This is a genomic window from Cupriavidus sp. BIC8F, from assembly GCF_032465815.1.
Classification (GTDB): domain Bacteria; phylum Pseudomonadota; class Gammaproteobacteria; order Burkholderiales; family Burkholderiaceae; genus Cupriavidus; species Cupriavidus necator.
This window is the reverse complement of the sequence record NZ_CP136097.1, coordinates 1-15,771: the sequence shown is the minus strand read 5'-3', so window position 1 is coordinate 15,771 and position 15,771 is coordinate 1. Positions and strand designations below refer to the sequence as shown.

10 protein-coding genes are annotated in these 15,771 nt (G+C 64.1%); 3 read left to right on the top strand and 7 right to left on the bottom strand.

What is annotated here, in order from left to right; genetic code table 11:
- Nucleotides 1–33 precede the first annotated feature (33 nt).
- Entirely contained in the window at nucleotides 34–1,587 is a 1,554-nt protein-coding gene (gene tcpA / locus RS901_RS36555) for a 3,5,6-trichloro-2-pyridinol monooxygenase TcpA (protein ID WP_316157732.1), read from the bottom strand.
- Between the two features lie 119 nt (nucleotides 1,588–1,706).
- Nucleotides 1,707–2,258: a flavin reductase gene (locus tag RS901_RS36550; protein ID WP_316157731.1), complete on the bottom strand. Its 552-nt coding sequence runs from the start codon at nucleotides 2,256–2,258 to the stop codon at nucleotides 1,707–1,709.
- A 150-nt stretch (nucleotides 2,259–2,408) separates the two neighbouring features.
- Here RS901_RS36550 and RS901_RS36545 point away from each other — a divergent pair, with 150 nt between their 5' ends.
- Nucleotides 2,409–3,380, top strand: coding sequence for a LysR family transcriptional regulator (locus RS901_RS36545; protein ID WP_316157730.1), 972 nt, complete (start codon nucleotides 2,409–2,411; stop codon nucleotides 3,378–3,380).
- Nucleotides 3,381–3,471: 91 nt separating this feature from the next.
- Complete coding sequence (locus RS901_RS36540; RefSeq protein ID WP_316157729.1) at nucleotides 3,472–4,308, top strand: FAD synthetase family protein; 837 nt, start codon at nucleotides 3,472–3,474, stop codon at nucleotides 4,306–4,308.
- 455 nt (nucleotides 4,309–4,763) lie between these two features.
- On the opposite strand, the gene RS901_RS36535 is transcribed toward RS901_RS36540, so the two are convergent.
- From RS901_RS36535 to RS901_RS36515, 5 genes are all read right to left on the bottom strand, one after another.
- Nucleotides 4,764–5,126, bottom strand: a complete 363-nt coding sequence (locus RS901_RS36535; RefSeq protein ID WP_316157728.1) for a type II toxin-antitoxin system PemK/MazF family toxin — start codon at nucleotides 5,124–5,126, stop codon at nucleotides 4,764–4,766.
- Nucleotides 5,126–5,380, bottom strand: a complete 255-nt coding sequence (locus tag RS901_RS36530; RefSeq protein WP_316157727.1) for an AbrB/MazE/SpoVT family DNA-binding domain-containing protein — start codon at nucleotides 5,378–5,380, stop codon at nucleotides 5,126–5,128. Before RS901_RS36530 ends, RS901_RS36535 begins: the two co-directional genes overlap by 1 nt.
- 564 nt (nucleotides 5,381–5,944) lie before the next feature.
- Nucleotides 5,945–9,379, bottom strand: a complete 3,435-nt coding sequence (locus tag RS901_RS36525; protein WP_316157726.1) for an adenylate/guanylate cyclase domain-containing protein — start codon at nucleotides 9,377–9,379, stop codon at nucleotides 5,945–5,947.
- 753 nt (nucleotides 9,380–10,132) lie between these two features.
- Nucleotides 10,133–10,957, bottom strand: a complete 825-nt coding sequence (locus RS901_RS36520; RefSeq protein ID WP_316157725.1) for a YecA family protein — start codon at nucleotides 10,955–10,957, stop codon at nucleotides 10,133–10,135.
- A 180-nt stretch (nucleotides 10,958–11,137) separates the two neighbouring features.
- The gene (locus RS901_RS36515; protein WP_316157724.1) at nucleotides 11,138–12,355 is read right to left on the bottom strand and encodes a Fic family protein; all 1,218 of its coding nucleotides are present in this window, start codon (nucleotides 12,353–12,355) and stop codon (nucleotides 11,138–11,140) included.
- A gap of 951 nt (nucleotides 12,356–13,306) precedes the next feature.
- Here RS901_RS36515 and RS901_RS36510 point away from each other — a divergent pair.
- Nucleotides 13,307–15,163: a phage integrase family protein gene (locus RS901_RS36510; RefSeq protein ID WP_316157723.1), complete on the top strand. Its 1,857-nt coding sequence runs from the start codon at nucleotides 13,307–13,309 to the stop codon at nucleotides 15,161–15,163.
- Nucleotides 15,164–15,771: the final 608 nt, after the last annotated feature.

Sequence of the window (15,771 nt, the reverse complement as noted above, 5' to 3'; positions counted from 1 at the left end):
CCGGCCAGACGAGGCTGGCCGGATGTCTGCCGGTCACACAGTCATCGTGCCACTCAGGGCAAGCTTTTCCTGGTAACGCGCGGAATCGAGTGCCTGGGCGTAGCCGGCGGTGGCCTTGTATTCGCTCTCGTGGCCTTCGCTCAGTTCGATGCCGCAGACCTTGCGGGCCAGGGTGCCATAGGGGCCAGCGGCGGAGAACTCGGCGCGCTGCATGGTCAGCATGCGGATGGCCTGCAGTGGCGTGCCGTTGAAGTTCTCGAAGACGAACAGGCGGTTGCCCCAGTCGGTCAGGAACAGGTCGCGGATCACGCGGCCGATCTTGACGCGGTCGTGTGGCTGGCCCACCGGACCGTTGTTCATGCGTTCGAACCAGCCGTTGAGCGCCTCATCGTTCCACTGGTCTTCGCTCGCGAAGATCAGCGCGCTGCGCCCGGAGAGATCGACCAGCTCGTAGATCATCTGCGAGAAGTTTTCGAGGTAAAGCGCGCGGCCGAAGTCGTAGATCAGGATGTTCGGCTTGTAGGCACCGCCTGGCGTATGGAAGCCCAGCTCTTCGCTCGCGACAATGTGCGCGAGCATGGCCTGGTGGAACCCGATCAGCTTGGCTACCCGCGTCTGCACCGCGGGGATCTTGTTGGTGCCAATATGCTCGGTGATCAGGATTGCCAGGCCAGCCATCAGCTCGGCGCGCACCGACTGGCGGATCAGCGCGTGATAGTGCAGCCAGTCGAACACCCGCTGCGGGTAGAGCTTGGCGTGCTCGGGGTTGCCCAGGTGGAACACGTGCGACCACGGGATGAAGACGTTGTCGAATACCGTCATGCCGTCCAGCTCATCGCCCTGCGAGGCCAGCGGGTGTTCGATGGGATCTTCCTTGACCACGCTCTCGCGACAGACGATGGTCACGCCCGGGGTGTTGACCGGCGTGGCCGCGAAGATGATCTGGTCGCCCGGGATACCGGGGCGGAAGAACACCCCGATATGGATCCAGTCGGCAAAGGCAACGCCGGTGCCGATCGCCTTGACCCCTGACACGATGATGCCCTTCTCGTTCTTCTCGATCACGCGCAGCCCAGGCGAACGCTGCTGGGCATCGGGGTTGGAGCGATCCATCTGCGGATCGACGAACTGTGGCGCGCAGTTCAGGTCGTGCTTCTTGGCGAAGTTGACGAAGTCGACGATGTTCTTTGCCTTGACCTTGCCTTCAGCGCCGATGGTCTGCGTTTCCCACGGCGATGGATCGTCGATATAGGTCTGCAGCACGTAGTTGTTGACGTCCGGGGTGCGCGGAAACGACGCGCCTGCCATTTCGCGCATGATCGTCTCGTGGTACTTGCGCTTGCGGCGCAGCTGTTCCTTGTCGAAGTGGCCGAACCACTGCATGGTGCGGCGCTCGCCATCCTTGTCGACGAAGGTCATCACGTCCTGCAAGTCGGGACGATGGTGCAGGTCGTAGAAATCGGCGTGGCGCTGCGCGTAGTCCCGCGTCTTGGGGTGCGTCGCGACGTTGTCGATCTTCTCGTTGCCGACCCATACGTTGCGGCCGTCGTTGAGCGATTCCAGGTACTGCTTGCCAGTGCGAATCATCGCGAGGTCTCCTTGGTGGGTTTTCGGGGTGTGACAGTCCCTGCCCTGGAGAAGGGCATACGGACACTGATACGAATTTGGGGTTTCGCCTGGCGCCGGCCAGGCCGCTTCAAGTCGTGCTAAGCCGCGACCGGCTGCGTAGTGGCGTAGCTGCGGCGGCAGTAGACCAGCGGCGTGTTGTTGCTACTCTCAGCGCCGGAACTGCCGAGCACCTGCGCGACGAAGACGCTGTGGGTGCCGATCTCGAGCTGGTCGACGACCTTGCAGTCGAGCGCGACCATGGCGGACTTGCTGTATGGCGCGCCGGTGCCGAACACGCCCCAGCCGTCCCCGTCGAAGCGCTGGGCCATCGGCACCGCGCCGGCCCCGGCGAACAGCTGGGACACCGCAGTCTGGCTGGCGTGCAGCCAGTTGATGCTGACCACGCCGTTGGACTTGATCACGCTGTTTGCGGCGCTGCGGCGATTGATGCAGAACAGCACGGTGGGCGGCGAATCGCTCACGGAACAGACGGCCGAGCACGTGACGCCAGCGCGGCCTCCGGCGCCGTCGGTGGCAATGACGGTCACGGCGGTGACCGCACGCGACAAGGCGTCGCGGAAGCGGGTGGCGTCGATGGCGGCGTCGGTAATGCGGCTCGCACCGGCTTCGATGAAGACTGCGGACGACATGGCGATCTCCTCCTTGTTGGGGGCCTTCTTCGTTGCCCTGCGACAGGGCTTGGATGAAGCTTTGTCTCTGGAAACCTGCTTTCTGATCTGTGTCAGCTGTGTGAAACTAGACTACAGCCGAGCCGGCCCGTTTGCTAATCACCTCGCATCATGGACACTATTCCCCAGCGTCATGAAGACGAACTCAGCCTGAATCAACTGCTGGTGCTGGATGTACTGCTGAGCGAGCGCAGCCTGACCAAGGCGGCGCGCGTGCTCAACCTGACGCAGCCTGCGTTGAGCAAGACGTTGGCGCGACTGCGCCAGTATTTCGGCGATCCGCTGTTCGTCCGCGTCGGCCTGCGCATGGAGCCGACACCCAAGGCACTGGAGCTTGCCGAGCCGGTGCGGGGCATTCTCCAGAGCGTGCGTGCGCTGCGCTCGGACCATGTCGGCTTTGACCCGCGCACCAGCCAGCGCAGCTTCAGCTTCTTCCTGCTCGATGCCGGCGCCTCGCAAATGCTGCCGCCGCTGCTGAGCTGGCTGGCGGAAGAAGCGCCGGGCATCCTGGTGCAGGCGGTCAACGCCGATGCCACGCATCTCGACATCTGGCTGGAGAACGGCCTCGTCGACCTGGCCATCGGCTCGTTCCCGGGACTGACGCAGAGCATCCGCCGGCAACTGCTATGGCACGAAACCTACGGCGCCGTCGTGCGCAAGGACCATCCGCGGCTCGCACAGCTGGGCGATCTGGATGCCTTCGTCGCCGAGAAGCATGTGCTGGTTTCCGCGGTCGGTACCGGCCACCAGCACCTGAGCATTGAACGCGCGATCGAAGCCGCCGTGCCGCATACCAACATCATCTGCCGCGTGCCGAGCTTCGCCACCGCGGGCCTGATCGCCAAGCACTCGGACGCCGTAGCGGTCTTGCCGCTGACACTCGCCCGTGCGCTCTGCAAGGACCTCGATCTCACCGTGGTAACGCCACCGCTGACGCTGCCCGGCATGGACATCGCCCAGCACTGGCACGACCGCGTGCATCGTGAGGCCGGCAATCAGTGGATCCGCGCGCTGGTGCACAGGCTGTTTGCCCGGCACGATGCCGTGGCGGGCGCGGCTGCCGGGGCGGACATGGAGCAATGAGCGCTGGTTATAGTCACCATGAAGGCAAAGGATTGGCGTCCTGCGCCATCGCCTCCTAGCATGCGGTGCATGACAAGAGGAGGAGAGCACCATGCAGGTGACAAGGCAAGCAGACGCGCTGCGTCTGGCAGCATCCGTCGTTTCGATCGGCACTTTCGATGGCGTGCACCGCGGGCACCGCGCCGTCCTGGCCGCATTACGCACTAGCGGGCGTGCGCTCGGGCTGCCGACCGTATTGCTGACCTTCGACCCGCATCCGCGCGCGTTCCTGCAGCCGCAGAACGCGCCGCGCATGATTTCCACGGTCGATGACCGTATCGCGCTGCTGGCTGAAAGCGGCGCCGTCGACCACTGCCTGGTGCTGCCTTTTGACCGTGCCCTCAGTGAAGCCAGTGCAGATGACTTCGTCCGTGGTTTGCTGCTGGCGCGTCTGGGCATGCGGCGGCTGGTGGTCGGCGCGAATTTCCGCTGCGGTCGGGGACGCCAGGGCGACGTCGATTATCTCGGCCAGCTTGGCAAGGCGCAGGGCTATGCCGTCGAGCCCGTGCAGCTGCATGCCACCAATGCAAGCGGGACCGATGTACGCTGTTCGTCCACGGAAGCCCGCCGCCTGATCCAGAGTGGCGACGTGCGCGCCGCGGCCGCGCTGCTCGAGCGCCCGCATGAGATCCACGCGATGGTAGTCACCAAGGCGCCTGCCAGAGCCAGCGGCGCGGCAGAGATTCGCCTCCCGCAGGGCATCTGCGTGCCGCCTGTGGGGCAATACGCTGGCGCCGTCCGCGCTCAGACGGGTACCCCGCACTGGCGCCCAGCGCTCGTGCAACTGGGGGATGCGGACGGTGTGGCGCGCGTGTTCAGCGACGCGCAGTTCACGCCGACGCCCGGCCGCGCAGTGTCGGTGCGCTTCTTCAGTTCGGCGCCAGCCTAGCCGTCGAGGCACCCGCGCAAGGTTCGCGCGAGACGGGACGCTTCCCTCGCATCGGTGACGTTCGCGAAGCCCATGACCAGGCCGCGTGGCGTGCGCCGCGTGCGTGAGTTCGCATACCAGATCGCGTAGAACGAAGGAAATTGCTTCGAGTGTCGTGAAGTGTAGTAACACCGGGTCTTCCGCAATTTGTGTGACGACGGCGAATTCGCGTGGAGGACCGTTGCCGTCGTCTTTGCCGACCCACTACCACCATACTTCTTATAGACTTGGGCGAGCCCCACAGCTGGTCCCGGCCACACGAACTCACGCGCCTGCGATGGCGACTGGACTTGCGGGTCCAGCAGTACAAGCAGGCCGGTCATTTAGTTCGGCTTCAACACCCGCAGTCGCAGAAGCTCGATATTCGCGCGGCCATACATTTGGCGCTTGAGGTGCTTGTACCGCCAGGCACGCCCTTACTCTGCAATGGCGATGATCTGGTTCAGTTGCTCACAAGCAGCGGCAAAGACGTCCAAGGGAGCCTGCTTCCAAGCGTGGGCCTTGGCATTGCGGGCTCGCCAGTCGAACGACTTCGGTTGGTGAGCCAAGACGTAGCTGTTCTTTCCCTTCGGCCCCTGAAACTTGATGGCAAATGGATTGGTCTCGTTATAGGCTGCCGTTGTCATTGGCAAGCCAATGACGATACTGGTCCGTTCATTAAACGGCCGCGGTGAGAGCACCAGCATGGGATGCATGTCCTTCATCTCCCGGCCAGCTTGCGGATTGCAGTCGATCCAAATAATGTCACGTCGTTCCGGCACCCACAGCTTACCCGCCATTACATGGCCTCCGCACCGACACGCTGCGTGACCATGGCTTCCCCACCGTGCTGATTCGGGTCGAATAGCGCCAGCTTTTCCGCGAGCGTGAGAGCACGGCGGCCGACAGGCCTGACCGTGACACCGATCTCGTCGACCGACACCTCGACTTGCTGTCCTTCAGCAAAGTGCGCGGAACGAGCCACCGCCGCGGGGATGCGGACGGCCAGGCTGTTGCCCCACATTTGAATCGTCAGGGTTGCACTTTTGCGCATGATGGATACTCCTCGCTATGTTGATACAAGTTTAAACGTGCCCATCAATTGTTTCAACAAGTAGATACGTTGGCCTCCTGATGGCTTGTCGGCTCCATCCAATTTGATGTGGCTCATGCGTCGCCTGGTGACGCGCATCCTCCTCGCTGTGCGGGTACGCGCTCGTGGTTGCAATCGAGCAGGGCCAACGTTGTCGCGCACTGTTGAAAATCGCCATCCCATGCGGGCAAGCTCGGGCGGCCGGCACGAGGCTGGCTCGCACGCGTTTCATTCACAGAAAGAAGCGTGGTGGTGAGCGGTGGCGTTCTACGCAAAAACATCTTCCACGCCAGGACATCTTCGTCACACAAAGTGCGGAAGACCCATCTTTAATCTTCACGAAGCCGACCAAGTGTTAAGAACCGTCAGGCGCGAATCTCATCGTGGCGCGGGGGAGCAGTCCCCCACAACGACGCCGAATAGATTTTGGCAAGCCAACTCGACATCGAAGACCAGGGTGGCAAAAATGGCGGTGGACCATAGATTTTGCACGCTCGCCATCACGATGGCCAACCGCTCCGTGTCCTACGACAAATGCTCCAGCAGCGCGCTTACCTGACGAAATTCGACGGTGTCAGTCCCTTCGGGGAAGGCGTCCTGGATCTCGATCAACGTTTGCCGCGCAGCGTCGTGCTTGCCTTGCCGGTGCCAAAGCCTCGCGAGGCTTAGCACGCCCTGCCATTCCATGGATTTGGCGCCGTGCCGACGGGCAAGGAGGATTGCCTTCTGGAAACACGCCTGCGCAGCTTCCTCCATGGCAGAGGAATGATCACGCTCGCCAGGCCACTCCAGCATCAACTCTCCCTTGAGTCGATGCAGCGTCGCCTCATCGAAGCACTCGCCGGTAACGTCCACCAGCGCCAGCGCGTCACCCAGCACGCGCAGCCCTGCTTCCCGCTGCCCTGCCCTTCCATAGGCGTCGGCGAGCAGTCCCAGGAGGGAGGGTCGTCCCAGCGCGGCTCCGGTGGCTTCGTGGGCGCGAAGGCCCTGATGGATCAGTGCAATCCCCTCTTCGGGGCTGCCTTGCCTGGCGAGCCCCCAACCGCGCAGGATCGTCGCCCAGCCTATGTAGAGCGGGAACCCCTGCTCACTCGACAGTGCGAGCGCAGCGTTGGCATACTCCAGCGCCTGTTCCACCTCGCCTCGTCGCTGATGCAGTTCGGCTGCGAAGATCAGGCCCAGGGCCAGGGCGAAGGGATCCGAAGCCTCCCTGGCCAGAGCCAGTGCCTCTTCGCAGCGGTGTAGGGACTGCGTCGGCAAGCCTTGATACCAGAGGATCCAACTCAAGGTGCTGCGCATGTTGACGGCCGGGTTTCGCGCATAACGTAGAAAGTGGCCGTATGACTGGCGGTCGGGTCGGTGCAAAGCCAGCGCCTGCTCCAGATGGGTACGGGCCTGATTGATTTCGCCCAGACGAAACAGGGTCGCCCCCAGCACACGATGCGCCTCGGCGAGCTGCTCCGGGTCTTGCCCGCCCTGCGCGAGGCTGAGCAACCGCTCCCCCACGGCTTGCGCCGTGTGGAGTTGGGCACGCAACAGGTAGAAGGACCACAGGCCGAGTTGCGCGGAAAAGAATTGCGGCGCGTCTCCCCCTTGCTCGCCGAGCGCGAGGGCCCGGGTGTAGTTGGCCTCGACCTCTGGTGCCCCGTGGCCGCGCGCGGCAATCAAAGCCGGACCCAGGGTCAGGCGCAGCGTCAGCTCTTCACGCAGGCGCTCCCGCGTGTCCGGCAGCGTCTTCAACAGATCCAGGGCCAGACTGAGATGCCCGATGGCTTCGCGTTGCGCCGAACGCTGCATGGCCTGCTTGCCGACCAGCTGCAGGTACTCGACCGCCTTCGGTACATTGCCGCTCTGACTGTAGTGGTGCGCCAGCTCGCTGCCGTACTCGTTCAGCCGGTCCGGAAACAGGGCCTCGATGGCCTGGGCCGTGCGCTCGTGCAGAACACTACGCTGCCCCGAAAGCAGCGAGTTGCCCGCTACCTCCTGTGTGAGCGCATGCTTGAACGCGTACTCCACTTCAGGAAATGCGGGACGCTCATAGATAAAGTCCCCCGCCTGGAGATCCGCCAACAGGGGGTGTAGGGAATCCTCGGCCTGCCCTGTGACGCGCCGAATTAAGCTGGAAGGAAACTCCTTTCCGATAATCGCCAGCGTCTGCAGCAGTTCCTTCTGGAGAAGCGGCAAGCGGTCGATCCGGGCGGCCAGCACCCCCTGTACGGTGGTCGGAAGATGGAGCGTCTGCGGGGCCTGCTCGACCCGGTAGCGGCCGGGCTGGCCAACCAACGCATTCTCCTCGGCCAGGGTCTGGACCACTTCCTCCATGAAGAACGGGTTCCCTTCGGTCTTGGACAGGATCAGTGGTTTCAACGGCGCCAGGGAGGGATCATCGCCCAGCAGGGCCGACAGCAGACCTTCGGCTTCGGCCTGTCCCAGCGGCTCCAGGTGCAGTTGGGTATAGCAGGACTGGCGGCCCCACTCATGCCGGTACTCGGGACGATAGTTGACGAGCAGAAGAACACTGGCGGTCGGCACCGCCTCGATCAGGACATTGAGGAACGCCTCGGTCTCACTGTCCAGCCATTGCAGATCTTCGAACAGGACCATCAGGGTCTGGTTCTGGCTTTCGCGCACCAGCAGCCGGGCGATCGCCTCAAAGGTGCGCTGGCGTCGGATCGCAGGATCCATCGTCGGCAAGGCCGAACCTGGTTCGACAATACCGAGCAGATAAAGCAGGTAGGGCAGAGGCTCCTCCAGTGAGCGATCCAGGATCAGCACCTTGCCGGTGGCCTTCTCGCGATACCGGCGTTCGTCATCCTGTGCCGTAATCTGAAAATAATTCCGCAGCAGGTCGATCAGCGGCAAGTAAGGAAAGGCCTTGCCATGCGACACCGAGAAGGTCTCGAGCACCAGGCAGCCTTGCCCCGAGCGCGCCTTGAACTCATGGAACAGACGCGATTTGCCAACGCCCGCCTCCCCCACCACGCCAACGATCTGCCCACGACCTTCCTTGGCCATGGCCAGCGCCGCGCCGAGGCGTTCGAGTTCGGCCTCGCGGCCGACAAATCGGGCCAGGCCGCGGTGCGCGCCCACCTGCAGCCGTGTGCGTAATGCCCCGAGGCCAAGCACCTCATACACCGCCAACGGCTCGCGCAGGCCTTTTATTTGAGTGCGCCCGAGCGCCTTGAACTCGAAATACCCTTCCGCCAGCCGGTGGGTCGATTCGCTGACGAGGATGGAGGAAGGCGTCGCGACGCCTTCCATCCGCGCCGCGATGTGCATCGTATGGCCCACCGGATCGTAGTCGGTGCGCAGGTCGTCCTTGCGGATCGAGCGGACCACCACTTCTCCCGTATGCACACCGACCCGGATTTGCAACGGGATGCCCTGCTCCAGGCGGACCTTGTCGCTATGCACACGCATGGCCTGCTGCATCCGCAGCGCCGCAAAGAGGGCGCGCAGCGCATGATCCTCGTGGGCGATCGGCGCGCCGAACAACGCGAGAATGCCGTCGCCGAGCGACTTGGCCACGTAGCCCTCGTAGTGGTGCACGGCTTCCATCATCAGCGCCACCACCGGATCGATCAGGCTGCGGGCCTCCTCGGGATCCAGGTCCTGGATCAACGCGGTCGAGCCGGCCATGTCCGCAAACAACGCGGTGATCGTTTTCCGCTCGCCGCCGGCGTCGGCGCCCTTGGCTTCCATGGCGGCCCGCTCGGCACGGATGCGCTCGGCCAGGTGTGGGGGCGTGTAGAGAATGGGCGCCGGCACCGGGGGCGCAACCGGCGGCGGCGGTGCCGCGGAAGCCGTGGTGGCCAGGCGCACCCCACAGGCGCCGCAGAAGGTCGCGTCGGCGCTCGCGGCGTAGCCGCATTGCGGGCAGCGCTGCGCCAGCCGTTGCCCACAGGTCTCGCAGAACCGGACGCCTGCGGGGTTCTCCGCCTGGCAATGGGTGCAGCGCATCTCGTCCCCTTGGCAGCGGTGGGCCGCTACGCCCTCATTACAGGCGCAATTGCCGCGGGTGGCAAGGCCGTCGCGGCTCTCGGATTGCCAGCGACGACCCGCCAAGCGCCGGGGTCTGCGCTCCCCGGGCCCGGTGGCCCAGGTAGGGCGGAGTGCCCCTGGTGACGTGTCGCTCGCAGCCAAGCTGCGGTGGCCCTCTATGAGTTGCGGTGCTCAGCTTGCGCGGTCGGCGGCTGTCCTGTGGGGTGGGGCAAGATCGCCAGCGTAGCGGCGCACACCGTATGTCGCTCTACCGTTGGTTTGCACAAATTTGTTCCTGCTGCCCCCCCGCCAGCTCGCCGTTTGCGAGGCACCGGGAACAATATTGCTTCAACAAATTTTGCAGGATATTGTTCCTTCGCCCGACGATTGAAGCAATTTTGTTCCTTTCCCAACGCATCGGCCAGTCGCTGCCTTGCTCTCTGCCGACGCTGCGCTATCGTTCATTGTGATCCTCTCGTGGTTTCAACGGCCCCACTCGAGGATTTGCCATGGACGCAGGCGACGTTGTGGTGGCAGTGCAACCGGCAAAGCTAGCCGTGGCACGTGACGATCGGCAATCCCACCGCAGGTGGTGGCAGTGTTTTGGGATAACGTTGGACGCAAGCCGCGCGCGACCCATGGCACGTCAAAAATGCGGCCACGGTGCTCCATCACCTCGACCTCCGGGTCTTAATGAAGCCTGCCAACGCCGGGGGGCATCCTGACTCCCGGTCACACCTCCAGGCAGCATTTCTTGTACTTCTTCCCGCTTCCGCACGGGCAAGGGTCATTTCTTCCGGTCTTTGGCCCAGCGGTACGGGGGCGCGTCGCCTCCTGAAGCTGGGACAGCTCGAGCAGCCGCTGAAAGAGCTTTCCTCTCTTGGGTGCCGTATCGCGTTCGGTGCGCAAGCCAAGCGCGATCTCGACGTCTTCAACGTCGCCAACACAGTCGAGATCGACACAATCCTTGGCATAGGCCTCGCGGATCAGGTCGATGGACTCCACCGCATTCAAATCGAGGAGCACGGACACAATCTCCGTGTTGAGCGTCTGCTCGTTGTCCTCGAAGGATCGGAGAAGGGTCATCAGTATCTGCAGGCAACGCCCACGCTGATCGGGATGGGCGGACGCGACCTCCCCCATTGCCCGGCATGCACCACCCCTGGCATAACTCCCGTTATGACCTTCCGCTGCGAATGGCGCGAGCACATCCACTGACTGGCCGCCCATCTGGCCGAAGACGCACGGCAATTCGGTGGAAATCCAATCGTCAAAGTCATCGTCAATACGGCGCAACAGCGAAGCCAAGGCAGGCAAGGCTTCGGTCGCTTTGAGTGCCGCCAGTATTCGCCAGGCATGTACGGGGGCGAATGGCACAAGCCCGTATCCGGTGTGTAGCGCTTCGTCAGCGACGACCGCAATCAACTCGGGGATGTGGCGGTGGTCAATGCCGAGCCTTGCATACCCCTTCCACGTTTCAGGTCTCCCGTCGACCTCCTCGAACGATTGGCCCAGGGTAAGAAGCTGGCTGACAGGGTATGAATAGGAGGTGTTCATTTGCATAGGATCAGTAGGTGGGGCCGGTTCGACTACCCAGTCAAGCAGCGGTGGCGCCCCGCGCCCTCGCATGGCAGCAACGTCGACACCGCTCCGACCGCTAGCGACATGGCACCGCGCCAAAGGGCCTTGAAGACTGGGGGCCGCTTCGCTTGTCGTCGCTGCCGTTTGCTGGTTCGATCATTGCCGCGGCGGTGCCTGCACCTCCGTTCCGCTGTCCAGAATGCTAAGGAACTCGGTATAAGCGAACACTCGCCCGCGTTGCTTCCCGGTGACTTCCTTGACAATCTGCAGCTTCTCCAATGCCTCGAACGCTTTATTAACGGTGGGGGCGCTGAGTCCGGTCTTCTGCTGCGTTTGTGCGGCGTTGAGGAACGGGTGCGTCCGGAGCAATTCGTGAATCCGCAGCATGGAATTGATCTGTTCGCCGCTCGCGGAGATGCGTTCTCTGTCGGCCTGGAACAGGGTGACGATACGCATGGCACTTTCATGCGCGTTGTTTGCGGTTTCAGCGACACCGGTGAGGAAGAACTCTGTCCAGACTTCCCAGTCTCCGCGCAGCCGGACGTCTTGAAGGAGGCGGTAGTACTGCTCTCGGTGCGTCTTCAGGTAGAGGCTGAGGTACAACAGTGGTTCTTGGAGGACCTTCTTTTCCACCAGGAACAGGGCGATCAACAGCCGGCCGAGGCGGCCATTGCCATCCAGAAACGGATGAATCGATTCAAATTGCACATGCAGAAATCCGGCCTTGATGAGCGGCGGGATCTGGGCGGAGTCGTCCTGCAGAAAGCGTTCGAGGTCGCTGAGGCACGCCTGCATTTCATTGACGGGGGGCGGTACGTAATGGGCGTTCCCCGGCCGGGTCCCGCCGAGCCAGTTTTGCGAGCGTCGGAACTCGCCGGGATTCTTGGCTTCGCCTCGGCCTTTCTGCAGCAGGCGGGCATGCATGTCCCGAAGCAAACGCAGGCAGAGCGGCAGCCCTTTCGGATCGCGCAGGACGCTCAGCCCGTACATCATCGCATCGACGTAGTTCGAGACCTCGGTGATGTCGTCGAGCGGCTTCCCGGCCAGCGCCGCGTTCTCATACTGCAGCAAATCATCGAGCGTCGATTGCGTTCCCTCGATCTGCGAGGACAACACCGCTTCCTTGCGGACATACATGTAGAGGAACAACGCCTTGTCCGGCAGCAGCATCGCCACGCCATCGAGACGGCCGATGGCTCGGTCCGCCTCACTCAGTCGCTGGAGCAGTTGCGGCGCGAGCGTCAGCGGTGGCTCAGGCGGCAGCGGCGGCGGGACGTAGGCATTCACCGTCTCGTCGAAGGCCACGGTCGACACGTAGCGGCCGATTCTTGGGTTCGGCGGTGCGGGGACCAGGGCGGTGTCGTCTGTTGGCATGGCGCTTGGCTAGTAAAGGTTGCTTAACGAGCGGTGCGAATTAATAAAATTCTTGGCCTCCAATTTTACTCAGAGGCTTGTCCCGAGACAGCAAGTCGCTTCCCCGAGGGGGCGGTAGCAATCTTAGCCGCCGCCTTAGGCCGACAAGTCGTCGGCAGGCTTCGCCTAAGTAAGGGCGACTTAACTACCGTCAATCGCTAATAAAATATTAGCCGTAAATTTTACTTAGATTAGTCCAACAAGTCTTCCGCACTTGGCGGCAGTACGGGCGCGGGCCTGGCACCACATCGCGCAGGCGCTGGCCTGGCACCGGCCCGGACTGCCCGTACGCCTGCGCGGGCGGGGTGACGCGCCGGCGCCGTTGAGCAGCACGGGGCGATGATGAAGCGACGCTCCATTAGCGCCAAGGGGCGTGGGTGGGGGACCTGCCCCAACGAGACGGCGGAAGTCACGGGCCGGGCAACACCCAGCGGCGGTGGCCCCGAGGCCGGCGGCCGTCTATATTAATGGAGGGTTCGGGCGTCCGTCGGTCGGCGGCGTCGCGGGCGCGATCGCCAGCCGCGTGTCCCGAACCCCAAGGGTGAAATGTGATGTTTACTACATATTCCCAAGGGCATTCAGCCTTACCTGATAATCCCCATTATCAGGCTTGAATTTTTAGGGGATTTGCCGGGTTTTTCCAAATGCACTTGGGGAGATCGGGGACGGCGGAGGTGCCGGAACCGGCGCCAAGAGGCCGGCGGACGCGGCGCTGACACCGCTTGAAACCCGCCACGGGCGCGGCATGTTCGCTACAGTGTAGCCGAAAATGACTTCGCTGCCCTGCCCGCGACGCCACCTCGCCGCTTCCGTGTCGGTCTTCCCGTCCACGCACGCGCCGCGCGGGAAGCGCCATCCATCTATTATTATCAGGTAAGATGCCGGTCACTGCAGCCGCCCACCTTCCCTGCCATGGCCCAACACAACCGCGTCGCTGCCGACACCCCGCGTTACACCCGGGCCGACTTCACCGCACTACGCTTCCGCCTCAACCGGATTCCGACCGAGCAGATCCTGTCGCGTGTCTATGACGAAGACGCGCTGCACGCCGCCGGCATTGACACCCCGGCGCAACTGGAAGCCCGGCTCGATGCCATGCGCGACCATCTGGTCGAGCGCGTCTGCCTGAGCAATCCGTATCTGTCGGCGAGCCTCGCGGACGCGCGCCGTTTCAATCGCTGGCCCAAGACCGCCATCGACTACCTGGTGCGCGCGGCCGACCAGGATTTCTCGGCGCCGGAACCCGACGACCCGGTGTCGGCCTGGCTACGTCCGATCGTGTTCCGGGCGCTGCGGCACGAGCACATCCTGACAATGGCCCAGCTGCACGCCTATATCGCGCTGCGGGGCCGGCGCTGGTATCTGCCCGTGCCGCGGCTCGGCGCCGGCAAGGCGCGCGCCATCGAACGCTGGCTGCAAGCCCATGCGGCCACGCTGGGTCCGCTCGTGCTGCCCGACGAGACGCCGCAGACGGCGTTGGTCGAGCTGGGCCCGGAGCTCGCGCGCCAGCTGGTACCGCTGGAGCAGGTAGGGCGGGTCATGCGCGCGCTCGACGGCAGCCAGGGCCGCAACCGGGTGCCAGGCTATTGCTTGATTGCCGCGCGCGATGATCTGGAGGCCATCCGCGCTTACCTCTCCCGCTTCCGGGACCGGGACAAGACCGCGCGCGCCTACCAGAAGGAGCTGGAGCGCTTCCTGCTCTGGTGCGTGGGCGTGCGCCGCATCGCGCTGTCCAACGTGGGCGCCGACGATTGCGAGCGCTACAAGGAGTTCCTGGCGCAGCCGGATCCGTCCTGGATCGGCCCCAAGGCGCCACGCACCTCGACCCGCTGGCGCCCCTTCGCCGGCGCGCTGAAGCCGGAATCCCAGCGCTATGCGGTGCTGGTGCTCCGGGGCTTTTTTGCCTGGCTGGTGGGCGTGCGCTACCTCGGCGGCAACCCGTGGCTGCTGGTTCCGGATCCCGTGACGACGCAGCGCGAAGTGCCGCTCGCGGTCGAGAAAGCCTTGCCGGCGCGACTGTGGGAAGCGCTGGTGCGGCCCAATGGCATCCTCGATCTGCTCTGTGCGAAGTGGCCCGTGTCGTCACTGGAGGCGCCGCTGGGCGCGAAAAATGCCGACACTCCGGGGGCGCAGTACCGTCTGGCGCGTGCGACCGTCCTGCTGTTGGGGTGCAGTGGCGCGCGGCGCGAGGAGGCGGCCCGCGCACTGCGCTGCCACCTCCAGCCGGTGCCGGAGCAGGCCGGCATTCCCGCTGGCCTGTGGGAACTGGCGCTGCTCGGTAAGCGCAACAAGTGGCGCACCGTGTTCCTGCCGCCACGGGTCATTGCGGCGTTGCGCGCGCACTGGGCCGATCGCGGCCACGATTTCGAGAACGCCGATCAGGCGCTGGCGTTGCTCTCCCCGGTAGTAGTGCCGTCCACGCGCACGGCCCAGGCGAAGCACCTCAGCCCGGGGGACGACGCACCTGTGCTGACCGGCAGGGGCTTCTCACCGGATGGGCTGTACCAGCTGCTGACGACGGCGCTGCTGCGCATCGCCGACGACGCTACACTACCCCTGGCCGAGGCAGAGCGGGGTCTGCTGCGCCACGTCGCGCCCCATGCGCTGCGGCATACGTTCGCCACGCATGCGGTGGCCAACGAGATGCCCGTGGACGTCCTCCAACGGCTGTTGGGCCATGCCTCGCTGCAAACGACATCGCTGTATGTCCGCGCGGAGCGCGCGCGCGGCATCGCAGCGGTCGCGAAGCTCTACGGCGACCCAAGTTAGCGAACTGCCGCAAGGCAGCCAGCCCTTACCCGGTTGCTGGCGCGTGCGCCTTCTCCTTTGCCGCCATGGCTTCGCTGCCATTGCCGCTGCCGGCCTCGGCCCGCTAGCTCCGACAGACCTGAGCTGCCGGGCACGCTCCCGGGGCACCGCTGTCCTGGCTATCGCCAATCTCTTCACCGTCATGTGCCGGATCTGGAAAGCAAGTGCTGGGCTTCGCGCAGCGATCGAAGCCGACAGGAGGGTCACGATTACAACCGGTGGCTGGGCTCGCGTTCGTGACGTCGAGTGTCCCAACTTGGGACGGCACCGCGTGTCCTACCGCGGAGGCTGGCAACGACGGCGAGCCTTCCGATTTGGCGTCCCACCTTGGAACACAGCACAGCGCAAACCAGCTCTTCAGTCGGCCCCACATGTCGACAGGTGGTCCCCGCTGGCCTCGTCGCCAGTCGCTCGCTCCGGCTGCGCCATGCCCGGCATGGCATGGCATGGCATGGCATATTCCCTTCCGCTGGGGCGTTCCAGTGTCCCGAGTTGGGACGGCCTCTCGCGCATTGCTGCAGAGGTGCCAGCTCCGACAACGAGCCGGCGGGTAACTTGCTCCCGGAATG